The following is a 15,375-nucleotide window of genomic DNA, read 5'->3' as shown; positions in this document are numbered from 1 at the left end:
GGGGTGGCCCAAAAACGTAACGTTTGCGGCTGGCCCCCTCCACCAGCTGCGCTGGTCCCCCTCCCCGCGTGCGGGGAGGATTAGAAAGAGAATGAGACATGGCCGAGAACGATAGCGTGATTGCCGCCGCCAAGGCGTGGAAGGGCGAGACTATGGCGATCGCCACGGTCGTCTCGACCTGGGGATCCGCGCCGCGACCCAAGGGGAGCCACATGCTCGTCCATGCCGATGGCCGGTTCGAGGGATCAGTGTCGGGCGGCTGCGTCGAGAGCGACATCCTGGCGACCGCCGCCGAGGTGATCGCGGGCGCGCCGTTTCAGGTGCGGAACTACGGTGTCGCGGACGCGGCCGCGTGGGAAGTCGGGCTGCCGTGCGGCGGCGAGATCGCGGTGATGGTGCAGCCGGTGTCGGCCGAGGGGTTCGATCCCGAACTGTTCGACCGGATCGCCGACGCGCGCGACCAGGGCGATGCGCTGACCGTCACGACCGACCTCAAGACCGGGCATAGCGACGCGCGACCGCTCGAGACGGGGGAGGTCTTCGTCAATCGCTACGACCCGCCGCGCCGCTTGCTGATCGTGGGTGCGGTGCAGATCGCGCAGGCGCTCGCGGGGCTTGCACGCGAACTCGGGATCGAGACGATCGTCATCGATCCGAGGGCGCGGTTCCTGACCGAGGAGCGGTTTCCGGGCGTCACGCTCGACGATCGCTGGCCGGACGAGGCGATTGCCGCGCTGCGCCCCGGCCCGTCGACCGCGGTCGTGACGCTCAGCCACGACATCAAGATCGACGACCCTGCGCTGATCGCTGCACTCGCGACCGACGCCGCCTATGTCGGCGCGCTCGGTAGTCGCAAGAGCCATGCGGCACGTCGCGAGCGGCTTGCCAGCCAGGGCGTTACGGCAGAGAATATCGACCGGATTGATGCGCCCGTCGGGCTCGACATCGGCGCGATTGGCCCATCCGAGATTGCGCTGTCGGTCGCGGCGGCGATGATAGGAGCGTTCAATGATTGCCGCTGAAAACGTCTTTCTCATCCTCCTCGCCGCGGGTCGCTCGGAGCGGTTCGGCAATCCCAACAAGCTCGAGGTGCCGTTCCTCAACAAGCCGCTGGGGCTGCACGTCGTCACCGCGTTCGAGAACATCCCGTTCAAACGGCGGCTGGTCGTGACCGATGGCTGCCAGCTCGACTTCATCAGCGAGCGGTTCGACGTCGTCCACAATGACGACCCGTCGTCGGGCATGTCGCAGTCGGTGAAGCTCGGCGTGCAGCGCGCCAAGGACGAGGGGGCGGAGGCGGTGCTGATCGCGCTGGCCGACATGCCGCGCGTGACCGCGGCGCATATCTACCGGATGCTCGATGCCGCCGACAGCGCGGACGCGGTGGTTGCGTCGAGCGATGGCGAGAAGCCGTCGCCCCCTGCCCTGTTCGGGCGCGAGCGGTTCGATTTCCTGCTGACGCTCGACGGCGATGCGGGTGCGCGCGACCTGGTCAAAGCGGGGCGGCATGTCGTCACCGCGCCCGCCGAGCTGATCGATATCGACACGCCCGAGGATCTGGAGAGGCTGCAGGCGCTCGTCCATGATCCCCGCGCGGCGATCACTCGTGCCGTAACGCGTCGATAGGGTTCATCGCGGCGGCGCGGCGGGCGGGGAAATAGCCGAACACCACGCCGATCACCGCCGAGATGACGAACGCGAAGATGTTGATCTCGGGCACGAACAGCCACTGAACCTTGATCAGCGGCGCGATGATCGCAATCGCGAGCTGCGCGATGACGAGGCCGATCACCCCGCCGAGGCACGACAGCGCGATCGCCTCGACGAGGAACTGCATCAGCACCTCGCGCGCGACCGCGCCGATCGCGAGGCGGATGCCGATCTCGCGCGTGCGCTCGGTCACCGACACCAGCATGATGTTCATGATGCCGATCCCGCCGACCACCAGGCTGATCCCGGCAACCGCAGCGACGATCCCGGTGAGCAGCGTCGTGGTGCCGGTCAGCGTGTCCGAAATCTGCTTGGTATCGAAGATGTTGAAATTGTTGTCCTGACCCGCCGCGAGATGGCGGCGCTCGCGTAGCAGATCGGTCAGCGAGGCCTGGACCTGTTGCGTGTCATAGCCCTGGTCGACGCCGACGAGGATCGCCGCGACGTTCTGGTTGCCGGTAAAGCGACGCTGGACGGTCTTGATCGGCATCACGACGACATCGTCCTGATCGCCGCCGAAGCCAGCCTGCCCGCGCGTGCTGAGCGTGCCGATCACGTCGCACGAAATGTCGTTGAGGCGGATCCGCCGGCCGATCGGATCGACGCCGCGAAACAGGTTTTGAATGACGGTGTTGCCGATGATGCAGACCGCCTTGCCCGCGGCTTCCTCCTGGCCCGTAAAGACGCGCCCGCCCGCGAGCGGCCAGGGCTGCACCTCGAAATAGGCGCCGGTCGTGCCGTTGATCGAGGTCGTCCAGTTCGCGCCGTTGTAGATCGCGGTGGCGCTGCGCTGCTCGGTCGGCGCGACCGCGGTGACGCCGGCGATCTGGCGCGCGATCGGATCGATGTCGTCCATCTTGAGCGGCGGCGGCGGCGGTCCGCCACCACCGCGGCCAAAGCCCTGGCCGGGACGGATCTGGAGGATGTTGGTGCCGAGCGACGAGATCGACTGCTGGACCGCGGCGGTGGTCGCCTTGCCGAGCGTGACCATCGTCACCACCGCGCCGACGCCGATGACGATCCCGAGGATGGTCAGGAACGACCGCAGCAGATGGCGACGGATCGAGCGGAGCGCGAGGACGAGCGTGGTGCCGAACATTAGTGCGTGGCTCCGCTATCGAGGACGCGGGCTTGCTGCTCCCCTTCCGCTTGCGGGAGGGGTCGGGGGAGGGACTGACGTACGTACTGGCGTCCGGTCATTGAGGCGCCCCCCTCCCCCGACCCCTCCCGCAGGCGGGAGGGGAGAAGATAGGTTGTCGCGATGGAGCCGCTCACGACTCGACCCTCTCGCCTTGATGGTGCTGGCTTTCGATGCGTTCCACCAGGCCGTCCTTGAAGTGCACGACGGTACGCGCAAACGCGGCCATGTCGGGTTCGTGCGTGACCATCAGCACGGTGATGTTCTTCTCCGCGTTGAGGCGCGTCAGCAATTGCATGATCTCGATCGAGCGTTCGCTGTCGAGGTTGCCGGTGGGTTCGTCCGCCAGCAGAACGTCGGGGCTGGTCACCAGCGCGCGCGCAATCGCGACTCGCTGTTGCTGGCCGCCGGACAGTTCTGCGGGGGTATGATCCCACCAGTCGGCGAGGCCGACGGTGTCGAGGCTCGCCATAGCCGCATCGCGCCGCGCCCGCTTCTCGTCGCCGCGGTACAGCAAGGGGAGTTCGACATTCTCGAGCGCGGAGGTGCGCGAGAGCAGGTTGAAGCCCTGGAACACGAAACCGAGATAATTGCGCCGGAGCAGCGCGCGCTGGTCGCGGTCGAGCGTCTCGACATGGTGGCCGCGGAAGGTGAACGTCCCCGCGCTCGGCACGTCGAGGCAGCCGAGGATGTTCATCGTCGTCGACTTGCCCGACCCCGACGGCCCCATCACCGCGACGAAATCGCCCGCCGCGATATCGAGGTCGACGCCTTTGAGCGCCTGGAACATCGTCGCGCCGGTGCCGTACGTCTTGGTGACGCCGCGCAGACTTATCAGCGGGGGCGGATTATTGGCCACCGCCTGCACCCTTGCTGGCGCCGCCCGAGCGTCGTCCGGCGGTTTTGGTGGTGTCGGTACCGCTGGCGAGCTGACCGATGATGATCTGCGCGCCGGGCTTCAGGTCGCCCGACAGGACTTCGGTCATCGTCCCGTTGGTGTCGCCCGTCGTGATCTGCACCGGCTGCGGCGTGCCGTCGGCGCCCTTAACGTAGATCGTCTGCTGCGAGCCGCGATCGAGCTTGGCGGTCCGCGCCGCACCACCGGCGCCGCGGCGCGGGCGGAAGGTGAGCGAGCCAGCTATGCCGCCGCCCTGGTCCTTCGCACCGTCCGCGCTCGGCTTGAAGCGCAGCGCCGCGTTGGGGACGAGCATGACGTTGCGCTTGTCCGACGTGACGATGTCCGCGGTCGCGGTCATGCCGGGGCGCAGCGTCAGCGACGCATTGCCGACGGTGAGATCCGCGGCATAGGACACGACCTGGCCGGTGGTGGTCGTCGTGGTCGTCGTCGACGAAGTGGCCGAGCTGACGGTCAGGTTCGAGCCGAGATCGACGCGCGTGATCGTCGCGGGGAAGGTCTGTCCGGGGAACGCGTCGACGGTAAAGCTGGCCTTCTGGCCGACCTTGACCTCGCCGACGTCCGCCTCGTCGATCGCGACCTCGAGCTTCATCTTGGTCAGGTCTTCGGCGATCACGAACAACGTCGGCGTGTTGAACGACGAGGCGACGGTCTGGCCCGGATCGATCTGGCGCGCGAGCACGACGCCCGTCACGGGCGAGCGGATGATCGCCCGGGCCCGCTGCGTCTGGTTCTGCGCGAGGGCGGCGCGGCTGGCGACGACGTTGGCCTCGGCGACCTTCTGCGCGGCGACCGCACGCGCGTAATCGGCGCGGCCGGTCTGAAGTTCGGTCTTCGACGGCACGCGGCCGCCCGACAGGCGCGACACCTCTTCGAGGCGGTTCAGCTGCGCGCGCGATTCGGCGACGGTAGCCTGCGCCTGCGCGACCTGCGCCTGGTTCGCGGCGAGCTGTGCGCTGGTCTGGCGGATCTGGTCGTCGAGCTGTTCGGGATCGATCAGCGCTAGCGGCTGACCTGCAACGACCCGGTCGTTGACGTCGACCACGACCTTGGTGACGAGACCCGACAGCTGCGAGCCAACCGTGACCTGCGTCGTTGGCGCGAGCTTGCCGGTGGCCGAGACGGTGACGGTCAGGTTGCCGCGCGCCGCGGTTTGCGTCGAATATTGCGTCTGCTCCTTTGCGCCGAAGCAGCGCGTGAGCAGCAGGCAGAGCAGGACCACGCCGATCGCGATCGCGACCCATTTGACGTATCGCCGCCAGGGCGCTTGCGGCTTTACGCCGAGGAAATCGTCGATCGATGCGTCGGCCATCAGCGTGCCTCTGGATTGGTTGGCGCGCGAACCGGCGCTTCAGGAATGACGGTCGAATCCCAGCCGCCGCCGAGTGCCGCGTACAGCGCGATCAGAGCGGTCGCCGCGTCGGCGCGCGCCTGCGTCGCGCCGTTTCGTGCGGACAGGAGCGCGGTTTCCTGCTGGTTGAGCGTGGTGAAATCGGTGAGGCCCGTGCGGTATTGGCTGCGGCTCAGGATCGCGGAATTGTTCGATGCGTCGAGCGCGATCGCGAATTGACGCTCGCGTTCCTGCGCGGTCTGGAGCGCGACGACGGCGTTCTCGACGTCCTCGAGCGCGGTGAGGACGGTCGATTTGTAGAGCGCCAGCGCGCCGTCGGTGGCGGCTTCGCTGGTGCGGACCTGGGAGCGAAGGCGTCCGCCGTTGAAGATCGCCTGGGTGAGCCCGGCAAACAGGCTGCCCGTGATGGCGTCGCCAATGTTGCCGATCGACGTCGCGTTGGTGTTGAGGTTGCCGGTGATCGCGAGCGCCGGATAGAGCTGCGCCTTGGCAACGCCGATCCGCGCGGTGGCCGCGGCGAGCGCGCGTTCGGCCGAGCGGATATCGGGACGCTGGCGCAGCGTGTCGCCGGGAATGCCGACGCCGACCGCTGCGGGGCCGGTCGGGATCGCCTTGACCGGCGCCATCAGCGGACGCAGCGCGCCGGGGGCCTGGCCGGTGAGGATGCCGATCCTCGCGACGGCGGCGGCGTATTGCTGGTCGAGGCTCGGGATCGTCGCGGCGGTCTGCGCACGCTGGGCACGGGCCTGTTCGGCGTCGACGCTGGAGACGAGCCCCGCCTGGACGCGGAAGCCGGCGATTTCGAGATTGTCGTCCTGGATCGCGAGTGACGCGCGGGCATTGGCGAGCTGTTGTTGATAGAGCCGGGCGAGGACGTAGTTGCGTGCGACCTCGCTTTCGACCGAGATCAGGACGGTGGCGTAATCATAGCCCGACGCGGCATAGTCCGCGCGGCTTGCCTCGACGGTGCGGCGGATCTCGCCGAACACGCCGACCTGGTAGCTGGCGCTGGCGCCAACCGTGAAGCTGTTCGCGCCGCCGCCGCCGGTGTCGACGACGGTGCCGTCGGGCAGCGTGAACGAGCGCCCGCCGCCCCGCACATTCTCGTTGCGCTGATACCCCGCCGATCCGCTCAGCGTGGGGAGCAGCGAGGCGCGGTTTTGGATCAGGCTCTCGCGCGCCTGGCGGAGGCGGGCGACGGACTGGGCGAGATCGAGATTGGTGGCGGCGGCCTGCTCGACGAGCTGGCCGAGGACGGGATCGTCGAACTTCTGCCACCAGCGGGTCAGGTCTTCGGGCGTGGTCGCGGGGGTGACCGAATAGGCGTCAGGAACGCCGAGTTCGGCCGCGGCCTTCGGATGATAATCGGGGCCGACGGTGCAGCCTGCGAGCAGGAGTCCTCCGGATACGGCGGATGCGATGAGAAGAAGCCGGACTCGGGACATGGGCGGCAGGCATGGCCAAGCGGCTTTGGCTAGTCCAGCGCTTTTGTGTCGCGAGGTGTCGCAGGCGGGATGGGTGCCGTGGTATAATGGGGGTCGCGCGGGGTGGCAGCACGGGACGCACCCACCCCGGCGGAGGCCGGGGCCCAATTGGAGAGGTTGATGTGACGACGGACATCCATCAATTCGCCAGCGCCTCCCATTTGGGCCCCGGCCTTCGCCGGGGTGGTTGTTGTGGTGGTAAGGTCGTTCATCCTCCCCGTTCCCCCGCAAAGGCGGGGGTCCAGGAGCCACGAACACGGCACTGCTTGGTCCTGGGCTCCCGCTTTCGCGGGAGAACGATGCTAAGGCGAACGGCACTCAATCGCGCTCGACGACAATCGAACCGCTCCCGTTCCAATTTTGCAGTGCAGCGGAACGTAGCGGCACCCCCGGGGGTTTGACGATGATGCTAGCCGAACGCCAGCCCGCGACTGAAGTCCTCGCGCCGCCGCCTGTCGCGCTCGATCCGCCACCCGTGGCCCTCGACACCGTCAGCCTCTTCTTCGATTTCGACGGCACGCTCGTCGATCTCGCCGCGACCCCCGATGCGGTCGTCGTCGACCAGCGCCTGCGCGATGCGCTCGACAGCCTTGCCGAGCGCTATCCCGGGCGCGTGGCGATCATCAGCGGCCGGTCGATCGAGCAGCTCGACTCGATGCTCGGCGATCATGCCCGGCGGTTCGCGGTCGCGGGCAGCCATGGTGCCGAGCGGCGGACGCCCGAGGACGGCCATGTCGCCGCCGAACGCCCCCCCTCGCTCGAAGCCGCTGCCGAGGAATTCGCCGCTTTCGCCGCCGCGAACGGCCTTGTCTACGAGGCCAAGAGCCTTGGCGCGGGACTCCATTACCGGATGGCCCCGGCGTTCGAGCCCGACGCCGTCGCGCTCGCCGAAACGCTGGCCGACCGCCACGGCCTCACCCTTCAGCGCGGCAAGATGATGGTCGAGCTGCGCACCCCCGGTGACAAGGGCGCGGCGCTCCGCTCGCTGATCGACGCGCCAACAATGGCCGGCACCACGCCCTATTTCTTCGGCGACGACGTCACCGACGAAGACGGGTTCGAAGCCGCCCGCGATCTCGGCGGGGCGGGTGTGCTGATCGGCGACGCCCGTCCTACCGCCGCCACCTACCGCCTGAACGACGTTGCCGCGCTCCGTGACTGGATCGCCGCCATATTGGAAACATGATGACCGCTACCCCCCTCGCCCATCCGCCCAAGGCCGACATGAACCTCTGGCCGATCGGCAACTGCCAGGTATCGGCGCTGATCGACAAGACCGGCACGTTCGTCTGGGGCTGCGTGCCGCGGGTCGATGGTGACCCGGCATTCTGCGCGCTGCTCGGCGGCGATGCGCCCGAGACCGGCTTCTGGGCGATCGAGCTGGAAGGCGGCGCGAAGACCACGCAGAGCTATATCCGCAACACGCCGATCCTCGTCACGCGGCATGAGGATCAGGCCGGCAACGCGGTCGAGGTGACCGATTTCTGCCCGCGCTTCGTGCGCGAGGGGCGGACCTATCGCCCGACCAGCTTCGTCCGGATCGTGCGGCCCGTCGCCGGCTCGCCGCGCATCCGCATCCGCCTGCGCGTCGCGACCAGCTGGGGCAAGCCGACCAGCCATACGCAAGGGTCGAACCATGTCCGCTTCCTGATGGACGATCAGACGCTGCGGCTCACCACCGACGCGCCCGTCGGCCATGTCGTCGGCGAGAGCTGGTTCCGGCTCGAGCGGCCGATGCACATGTTCCTGGGGCCCGACGAGAGCTTCGCCGGCGTGCTGCACGAGGCGGCCGAGGCGATGCTGTCGCGGACCAAGGAAGAATGGCGCCACTGGGTGCGCGGGCTCGCGACCCCGGTCGAATGGCAGGACGTCGTCATCCGCGCCGCGATCACGCTGAAGCTGTGCCAGCATGAGGAAACCGGCGCGATCGTCGCCGCGCTCACCACCTCGATTCCCGAGCATGAGGGGTCCGAGCGCAACTGGGACTATCGCTACTGCTGGATCCGCGACGCCTATTATACGGTGCAGGCGCTCAACCGGCTCGGCGCGCTCGACGTGCTCGAGGGCTATCTCGAATATCTGCGGAACATCGTCGATGCGTCGAAGGGTGGCCATGTCCAGCCGCTCTACGGCGTCGGCGGCGAGGCGACCTTGATCGAACGCACCGAGACTACCCTGCCCGGCTATCGCGGCATGGGCCCGGTTCGCGTCGGCAACCAGGCGTACGAGCAGATCCAGCACGACGCCTACGGCCAGATCATCCTGTCCGACGTCCAGGCGTTCTTCGACCAGCGGCTGTTCCGCATGTCGAGCCACGAGGACTTCAAGAGCCTCGAGCTGGTCGGCGATCGCGCCTGGGAAACCTATGACAAGCCCGATGCGGGCCTGTGGGAGCTGCGTACCAAGGCGCATGTCCACACCTATTCGGCGGCGATGTGCTGGGCGGCGTGCGACCGGCTCGCCAATGCGGCGGGCGTGCTCGGGCTCGAGGATCGGCGGACGTTCTGGAACGCGCGCGCGGACACGATCCGCACGACGATCGAGACGTCGGCTTGGCGCGAGGATACGCAGCGTATCTCCGCGACGTTCGGCGGCGATGATCTCGACGCGAGCCTCATCCAGCTGCTCGACCTGCGCTTCTTCGCGCCCGACGATCCGCGCTTCCAGTCGACGCTGAAGGCGGTCGAGGAAGGGTTGCGGCGCGGCAGCCACATGCTGCGCTATGCGACCGAGGATGATTTCGGCCTGCCGCATACCGCGTTCAACGTCTGCACCTTCTGGCTGATCGAGGCGCTGCACACGACCGGCCGCACCGCCGATGCGTGCGCGCTGTTCGCCGAGATGGTCGCGCGCCGTACCCCTGCGGGGCTGTTGTCGGAGGATATCGATCCTGCGACCGGCGAGCTGTGGGGGAATTATCCGCAAACCTATTCGCTGGTGGGGCTGATCAACTGTGCCGTCCTGCTCAGCAAGCCGTGGAGTGCCGTACGATGAGCCGCCTCGTCGTCATCTCAAATCGTGTCCAGTCGGTCGACGCGCCCTCGGGCAACCAAGGCGGCCTCGCGGTCGCTCTGCTCGCGGCGCTGCGCGAAAAGGGCGGCGTGTGGTTCGGCTGGTCGGGTGCGACCACCGAGACCTTCACGGGCCATATCAACTTCCAGCAAGGCAAGGGCGTCACCACCGCGACGATCGACCTGGAGGAACAGGATTTCGACGAATATTATAATGGCTATGCGAACCGCACGCTGTGGCCGCTCTTCCATTACCGGATCGACCTGACCGAGTTCGAACGCGATTTCTCCAGCGGGTACGCGCGGGTGAACAAGCGGTTCGCGGAGACGGTGCTGCCGCTGATCGAACCCGACGATCTCGTCTGGGTGCATGATTATCATCACGTCCCGCTCGGCCGCGAACTGCGCAAGCTGGGCGTCGAGAACAAGATCGGCTTCTTCCTCCACATCCCGTGGCCGCCGATGGCGATGCTGCTCTCGCTGCCGAGCCACCGCGCGCTGGTCGAATCGATGTTCGCTTATGACGTGGTCGGGTTCCAGACTCAGGACTGGCTCGACAGCTTCCTGCACTACGTCACCAGCCAGCTCGACGGCGTGGTCGGCGAGGATGGCTGGGTGACGGTCGGCGATCGCACGATCAAGGCGATCACCACACCGATTGGGATCGAAACCGCGGATTTCGAGAAGTCCGCCAGCAGCGACACCGCGCGCCACGCCAAGGAGCGGATGTACATGTCCGCGACCGGGCGGAGCCTGATTGTCGGCGTCGACCGGCTCGATTATTCGAAGGGTCTCGCCGAGCGCTTCTCGGGTTATGAACGCTTTCTCGCGTCGCACCCCGATCACCGCGGGCTGGTCTATATGCTCCAGATCGCGCCGCCGAGTCGCGAGAAGGTCGATACCTATCAGGAGATCCGCGCGAACCTCGATTCGATGTCGGGACGGATCAACGGCGAGTTTTCGGATATCGACTGGACGCCGATCCGCTACGTCAACCAGGGCTTCCCGCGCGACGTGCTGGCGGGGATCTACCGCGCCGCGCGCGTCGGGCTGGTGACTCCCTTGCGCGACGGGATGAACCTGGTCGCGAAGGAATATGTCGCGGCGCAGGATCCCGAGGATCCCGGCGTCCTGATCCTGTCGCAGTTCGCCGGCGCCGCCGCGCAGCTGTCCGACGCGGTGCTCGTCAACCCGTACAGCCCGGAGGAAATGTCCGACGCGATCGCCCGCGCGCTCAAGATGCCGCTGGCGGAGCGCAAGGCACGCTGGGAGAAGCTGATCGACAACGTCCGCAAGGAGGACGTGATGTGGTGGTGCGAACTCTTCATTACTGCACTCGAAGCGGCGCCGGAGCATGTCGAGGCCTGAGCGCCCACTCGCTAACCCAATTTCGTCATCTTGACGCAAGTCAGGATGACGGAGAGGTAGCGGCTAGTTGGTGGACGGCCCGCCCGCCGGGTCCGCCGCCATCAACAGGCGACCACGCGGCATCGCCTCGGGCATCTCGTCGCGCATATAGCGCAGCAACGCCTCGCGGACGTCGCAGCGCAGGTCGAACGCGATCGCCGCGTCCTTGGCAGTCATCAGCCCGCGCAGCTCGATGCAATCGGTCTTCACGTCGGTGACCTGGAGGTTGAAGAACCGCTTGTCCCAGCGCGGATTGGCCGTGACGATCTCGCCAAGCTTCTCCCGCAACCGTGGCACGTCGGTCGCCGGATCGACGTACCAGAACACCGATCCGAGCAACTGGCTCGTCTCGCGTGTCCAGTTCTGGAAGCTCTGTTCAAGGAACTTCGAGACCGGCACGACGAGACGCCGCTCGTCCCAGATCTTGATGACCACGAACGTCAGGTTGATCTGCTCGACCCGCCCCCATTCGCCATCGACGATCAGCACGTCATCGAGCCGGATCGGCTCGGTAAACGCCATCTGCACACCCGCGATCAGGTTCTTCAGCGCGGGCTGCGCGGCGGCACCGACGACGAGGCCGGCGATACCCGCCGATGCCATCAGCGTGACGCCGATCGAGCGGATGCCGGGCACGCTCAGCAGCATCAGGCAGACGCTGATGAAGACGATGAAGAACGTCCCGATCCGCCCAAGGATCGCCGCGCGCGTGCGCTTTCGGCGCGCGCGCAGATTATCCTCGACGGTGATGTCGGCGCGAATCTCGATCACGTCCTGGAACGCGCGCAACGCCGCCGCCGCGAGCCAGCCCAGCAGCGCGGGCACGAGGAAGCCGAGCAACTGCTTCCACAGATCCTCGACGTCGTTGTCCATCGGCAGGATCCGCGCGACGAACGCGACGGACACCGAGACGAATACCGCACGCAACGGACGGCGGACGCGGGCGAGGACGAGCCCGTCGGTCTTGGCGGTGGTGCGGCGCTGGGCATGGCCCGCGATCCGCATCGTCAGCCAGTGCGCGACCAGCGCGACGAGGATCGCGGCCGAGACGACGGCGACGCTCTCCAGCCAGACCCATTCGGGCGGTATGTGAAGCGATCGGAACATGCGCATGAAGGCGCAACGGCGGGCAACCGGGGATGTTCCGCTGCGGTGCAGCAATTGCCTCGCACTTTGCCACCTCCCCGGCGCAGGCCGGGGCCCGGTTGGAAACGTCGCCATGATGGAGCGCTGTCCACCGTTACTTCCGTCCCCCAACTGGGCCCCGGCCTTCGCCAGGGAGGTGCGCGTCTCGTGTTCCCGGTCGCCCACCATCACTAGCGTTCCTGGATGACGCCCGCCCCCGATCGTGCCAAAACGACGCCCGATGATAGCGCGGAGAATCAGAGACTTCCTAAGCGAGGAGGACTGGCAGTTCGCCGAACACGAACGTCCCGCCCTGCCCGGCTCCCCCGGCTCGCCACTCCACCCGCGCCACCGCCAGATCGCCTACGCGCTGATCGGCATCCTGCTCGGGCTGACGGTCGGCTTCGGCAACGCTTTGATCAGCGCCAACACCTACACGCTGCAGGGCGCACTCGGGCTCGATCCCGCCGAGATTGCGTGGCTGCCGACGGTCTATGTGATGACCAACGTCAGCATCAACCTGCTGATGATCAAGTTCCGCGCGCAGTTCGGGCTCAGGCCGTTCGCGATGATCTTCCTGATCCTCTACGTGCTGATCACGCTCGCGCACCTGTTCGTCCACCGCTTTGCGACCGCGATCGCGGTGCGCGCGATCAGCGGGATGGCAGGGGCGGCGCTCAGCAGCCTGTGCCTCTATTACGTGATGCAGTCGCTGCCCGCGAAATGGCGGCTCAAAGGCGTCGTGCTCGGCATCGGCATCCCGCAATGCGCGACCCCGCTCGCGCGCCTGTTCTCGCCGGACCTGCTGGCGATGTCGCAGTGGCGGACGCTGTACCTGTTCGAACTCGGGCTCGCCTTGTTGTCGCTCGCCGCGGTCGCAGCGCTGCGCCTGCCGCCGACGACGCGGAGCAAGGCGTTCGAGCCGCTCGACTTCGTCACCTTCGTGCTGTTCGCCGGCTCGACCGCGCTGTTCGCCGCGGTGCTCGGGCTCGGGCGGATCGTGTGGTGGACCAACGCGCCGTGGATCGGCTGGGCGCTGATCGCAGCGATCCCGATGTTCGCCGCCGCGCTGGTCGTCGAGCATCACCGCGCCAACCCGCTGCTCAACACGCGCTGGCTCGGCAGCGCCGACATCGTCCGTTTCACGATCGTCATCGTCATGGCGCGGATCGTGCTGTCGGAGCAGACCTATGCCTCGGTCGGGTTGCTGACCGTGCTGGGGCAGAACAATGACCAGCTCGTGCCGTTCTTCCTGATCATCTTCGTCGCCTCGGTCGCGGGAGTCATCGCGAGCGCGGTGACGCTCGACGTCGAGCGGCTCGGCCACCCGATCATGCTCGCGATCGGGCTGGTCGCGGTGGCGGCCTGGTTCGATTCCTACGCGACCAGCCTGACGCGCGCGCCGCAGATGTACGTGACTCAGGCGATCATTGGTTTTTCCGCCACGTTCTTCCTGGGCCCGGCGCTGCTGTTCGGCATGACCCGCGCGCTGAAGGAAGGCGCCGGCCATATCATCAGCTTCATCGCGCTGTTCGGGATCATCAATTCGCTGGGCGGACTCGGCGGCACCGCGTTGCTCGGCAGCTACCAGGTGATTCGCGAGAAGGCGAACAGCGTCGCGCTGGTCCAGCAGATCTCGCCGACCGACCCGATCGTCGCGCAGCGCATCGCTGCGGGCGGTGCCGCGGTCAGCCGGGTGATCGTCGATCCGACGCTGCGGAGTGCCGAGGGGGCGGCGATCCTGTCGCAAACCACCACGCGCGAAGCAAACGTGCTTGCGTATGACGACGTCTTCCGGTTGATCGCCGTTCTCGCAGGGGGGACGTTCGGCTATCTGCTGTTCCTGCTGGCGAGACGCGCGCGACGCGAACGGCGCGCGCGGCTGGAGGGGACGACATGACCGACGCGCGCAGCCCGGTGGCCGAAGGACCGGCGACCGAAGAGAAGATCGCAGAGACGGCGGCACCATCGCCTGCCCCCTCTCCTGCCCCGGCATCCCCGGCCACCCCGGTCGGGTCGGGCTGGCGACCGCAGCCGCCGAGCCGCAACGTCATCATCATCATCGCCCTGCTGGCGGTGGCAGGCGTCTGCGCGGTGCTCGCGGCGTGGCGGCTGCCGCCGTTCGCGACCAGCTATCAATCGACCGACAACGCCTATGTTCGCGGCCGGACGACGGTGATCAGCCCGCAGGTCAGCGGTTATGTCACACAGGTGCTGGTGCGCGATTTTGCCGATGTGAAGCAGGGCGATCCGCTCGTGAAGATCGACGACCGCATCTACCGCCAGCGAGTCGACCAGGCGCAGGCACAGGTCGATGCGCAGGCCGCGACGCTCGCGAACAGCCGCCAGACCGCCGCCAGCCGAGAGGCGACGTTCGCGGCACAGGACGCCGCGGTCGCCAACGCCGCCGCGCAGTTGATGCGCGCGCAGGCGGACATGGCGCGGGTCAATGATCTGGTGACGGACGGCTCGGTGTCCTTGCGCGAACGCGACCAGACGCTGGCGGCGCTCCGCCAGGCGCAGGCGCAGGTCCAGCAGGCCAAGGCCGCGCGCGAGATCGCCCGGCAGGACATCCGCACCGTCGAGGTCGGGCGCGGCGGACAGAAAGCGGGCGTCTCGGGGGCCGAGGCGGCACGCAGCCTCGCGCGGATCGACCTCGCCAACACCGTCATCCGCGCGCCCGAGACGGGGCGGCTGAGCGAGGTCGGCGTCCGCCTCGGCCAATATGTGACCGCGGGGTCGCAGCTGATGTTCCTCGTGCCGCCCGAGACCTGGGTGATCGCCAACTTCAAGGAAGCGCAGACCGCGCGGATGGCGGTCGGCCAGCCGGCGTCGTTCACCGTCGACGGGCTCGCGAACGAGCGGCTGACCGGGCATGTCGAGCGGATCTCGCCTGCCGCCGGGTCCGAGTTCGCGGTGCTGAAGGCGGACAATGCGACGGGCAACTTCACCAAGGTCCCGCAGCGGATCGCGGTACGCATCCGCGTCGATGCGGGCCAACGGCTGAGCGCGCGGTTGCGGCCGGGGATGTCGGTGCAGGCGCGCGTGGACACCGCCGGCGGACCGGGCGTCCGGTGATGCCGCCACTCTTAGACGTCACGCCCGCGTCCTGTTCTCCCGCGAAGGCGGGAGCCCAGACTGGGTCCTCGCCTTCGCGGGGACACACGGGAAATGCCATCGCCCCAGGACAAACCACCTCGATCCAGGCCACCACCTCAATACAGGCCACCACC

Annotated in this window: 12 protein-coding genes; 7 read left to right on the top strand and 5 right to left on the bottom strand. The window is 67.6% G+C overall.

Annotated elements, in window-relative coordinates; genetic code table 11:
• The first annotated feature begins 98 nt into the window (after positions 1-98).
• Both ASE79_RS13975 and ASE79_RS13970 read left to right on the top strand, forming a co-directional pair.
• Positions 99-1,022 (top strand): XdhC family protein, encoded by a 924-nt coding sequence (locus ASE79_RS13975; RefSeq protein ID WP_056417766.1) that lies wholly within the window; start codon positions 99-101, stop codon positions 1,020-1,022.
• Positions 1,009-1,626, top strand: a complete 618-nt coding sequence (locus ASE79_RS13970; protein WP_056417765.1) for a nucleotidyltransferase family protein — start codon at positions 1,009-1,011, stop codon at positions 1,624-1,626. The genes ASE79_RS13975 and ASE79_RS13970 overlap by 14 nt, the downstream gene beginning before the upstream one ends.
• Here the strand turns inward: ASE79_RS13970 and ASE79_RS13965 are convergent.
• From ASE79_RS13965 to ASE79_RS13950, 4 genes are all read right to left on the bottom strand, one after another.
• Positions 1,601-2,809, bottom strand: coding sequence for an ABC transporter permease (locus ASE79_RS13965; protein WP_056417763.1), 1,209 nt, complete (start codon positions 2,807-2,809; stop codon positions 1,601-1,603). The genes ASE79_RS13970 and ASE79_RS13965 overlap by 26 nt on opposite strands.
• A gap of 172 nt (positions 2,810-2,981) precedes the next feature.
• Positions 2,982-3,638 carry an ABC transporter ATP-binding protein gene (locus ASE79_RS13960; protein WP_082445351.1) on the bottom strand — a complete coding sequence of 219 codons (657 nt, stop codon included), beginning with the start codon at positions 3,636-3,638 and terminating at the stop codon, positions 2,982-2,984.
• A gap of 58 nt (positions 3,639-3,696) precedes the next feature.
• Positions 3,697-5,076, bottom strand: a complete 1,380-nt coding sequence (locus ASE79_RS13955) for an efflux RND transporter periplasmic adaptor subunit (RefSeq protein WP_056417760.1) — start codon at positions 5,074-5,076, stop codon at positions 3,697-3,699.
• A complete protein-coding gene (locus tag ASE79_RS13950; protein WP_056417758.1) occupies positions 5,076-6,560 on the bottom strand; it encodes an efflux transporter outer membrane subunit in 1,485 nt (494 codons plus the stop codon). The genes ASE79_RS13955 and ASE79_RS13950 overlap by 1 nt, the downstream gene beginning before the upstream one ends.
• A 442-nt stretch (positions 6,561-7,002) precedes the next feature.
• Here ASE79_RS13950 and otsB point away from each other — a divergent pair, with 442 nt between their 5' ends.
• From otsB to ASE79_RS13935, 3 genes are read left to right on the top strand one after another with little or no spacing between them, the layout of a single operon-like run.
• Positions 7,003-7,785 (top strand): trehalose-phosphatase, encoded by a 783-nt coding sequence (gene otsB, locus ASE79_RS13945; RefSeq protein WP_235516964.1) that lies wholly within the window; start codon positions 7,003-7,005, stop codon positions 7,783-7,785.
• Positions 7,785-9,593 carry a glycoside hydrolase family 15 protein gene (locus ASE79_RS13940; RefSeq protein WP_056418505.1) on the top strand — a complete coding sequence of 603 codons (1,809 nt, stop codon included), beginning with the start codon at positions 7,785-7,787 and terminating at the stop codon, positions 9,591-9,593. The genes otsB and ASE79_RS13940 overlap by 1 nt, the downstream gene beginning before the upstream one ends.
• Positions 9,590-10,978 (top strand): alpha,alpha-trehalose-phosphate synthase (UDP-forming), encoded by a 1,389-nt coding sequence (locus ASE79_RS13935; RefSeq protein ID WP_056417755.1) that lies wholly within the window; start codon positions 9,590-9,592, stop codon positions 10,976-10,978. The genes ASE79_RS13940 and ASE79_RS13935 overlap by 4 nt, the downstream gene beginning before the upstream one ends.
• A gap of 63 nt (positions 10,979-11,041) precedes the next feature.
• Here ASE79_RS13935 and ASE79_RS13930 read toward each other — a convergent pair whose 3' ends face one another.
• On the bottom strand, positions 11,042-12,130 hold the full coding sequence (locus tag ASE79_RS13930; protein ID WP_082445318.1) for a mechanosensitive ion channel domain-containing protein: 1,089 nt from the start codon (positions 12,128-12,130) through the stop codon (positions 11,042-11,044).
• Positions 12,131-12,383: 253 nt separating this feature from the next.
• Here ASE79_RS13930 and ASE79_RS13925 point away from each other — a divergent pair, with 253 nt between their 5' ends.
• Together ASE79_RS13925 and ASE79_RS13920 are read left to right on the top strand one after the other, a co-directional pair.
• Positions 12,384-14,042 carry an MFS transporter gene (locus ASE79_RS13925; protein WP_056417752.1) on the top strand — a complete coding sequence of 553 codons (1,659 nt, stop codon included), beginning with the start codon at positions 12,384-12,386 and terminating at the stop codon, positions 14,040-14,042.
• Positions 14,039-15,220, top strand: a complete 1,182-nt coding sequence (locus ASE79_RS13920; protein ID WP_056417747.1) for an HlyD family secretion protein — start codon at positions 14,039-14,041, stop codon at positions 15,218-15,220. The genes ASE79_RS13925 and ASE79_RS13920 overlap by 4 nt, the downstream gene beginning before the upstream one ends.
• Positions 15,221-15,375 lie beyond the last annotated feature (155 nt).

It is taken from the genome of Sphingomonas sp. Leaf28 (assembly GCF_001421685.1).
Taxonomy (GTDB): domain Bacteria; phylum Pseudomonadota; class Alphaproteobacteria; order Sphingomonadales; family Sphingomonadaceae; genus Sphingomonas; species Sphingomonas aurantiaca.
The sequence above is the reverse complement of the archived record's forward strand: the minus strand, read 5'-3'. Positions and strand labels throughout refer to the sequence as shown.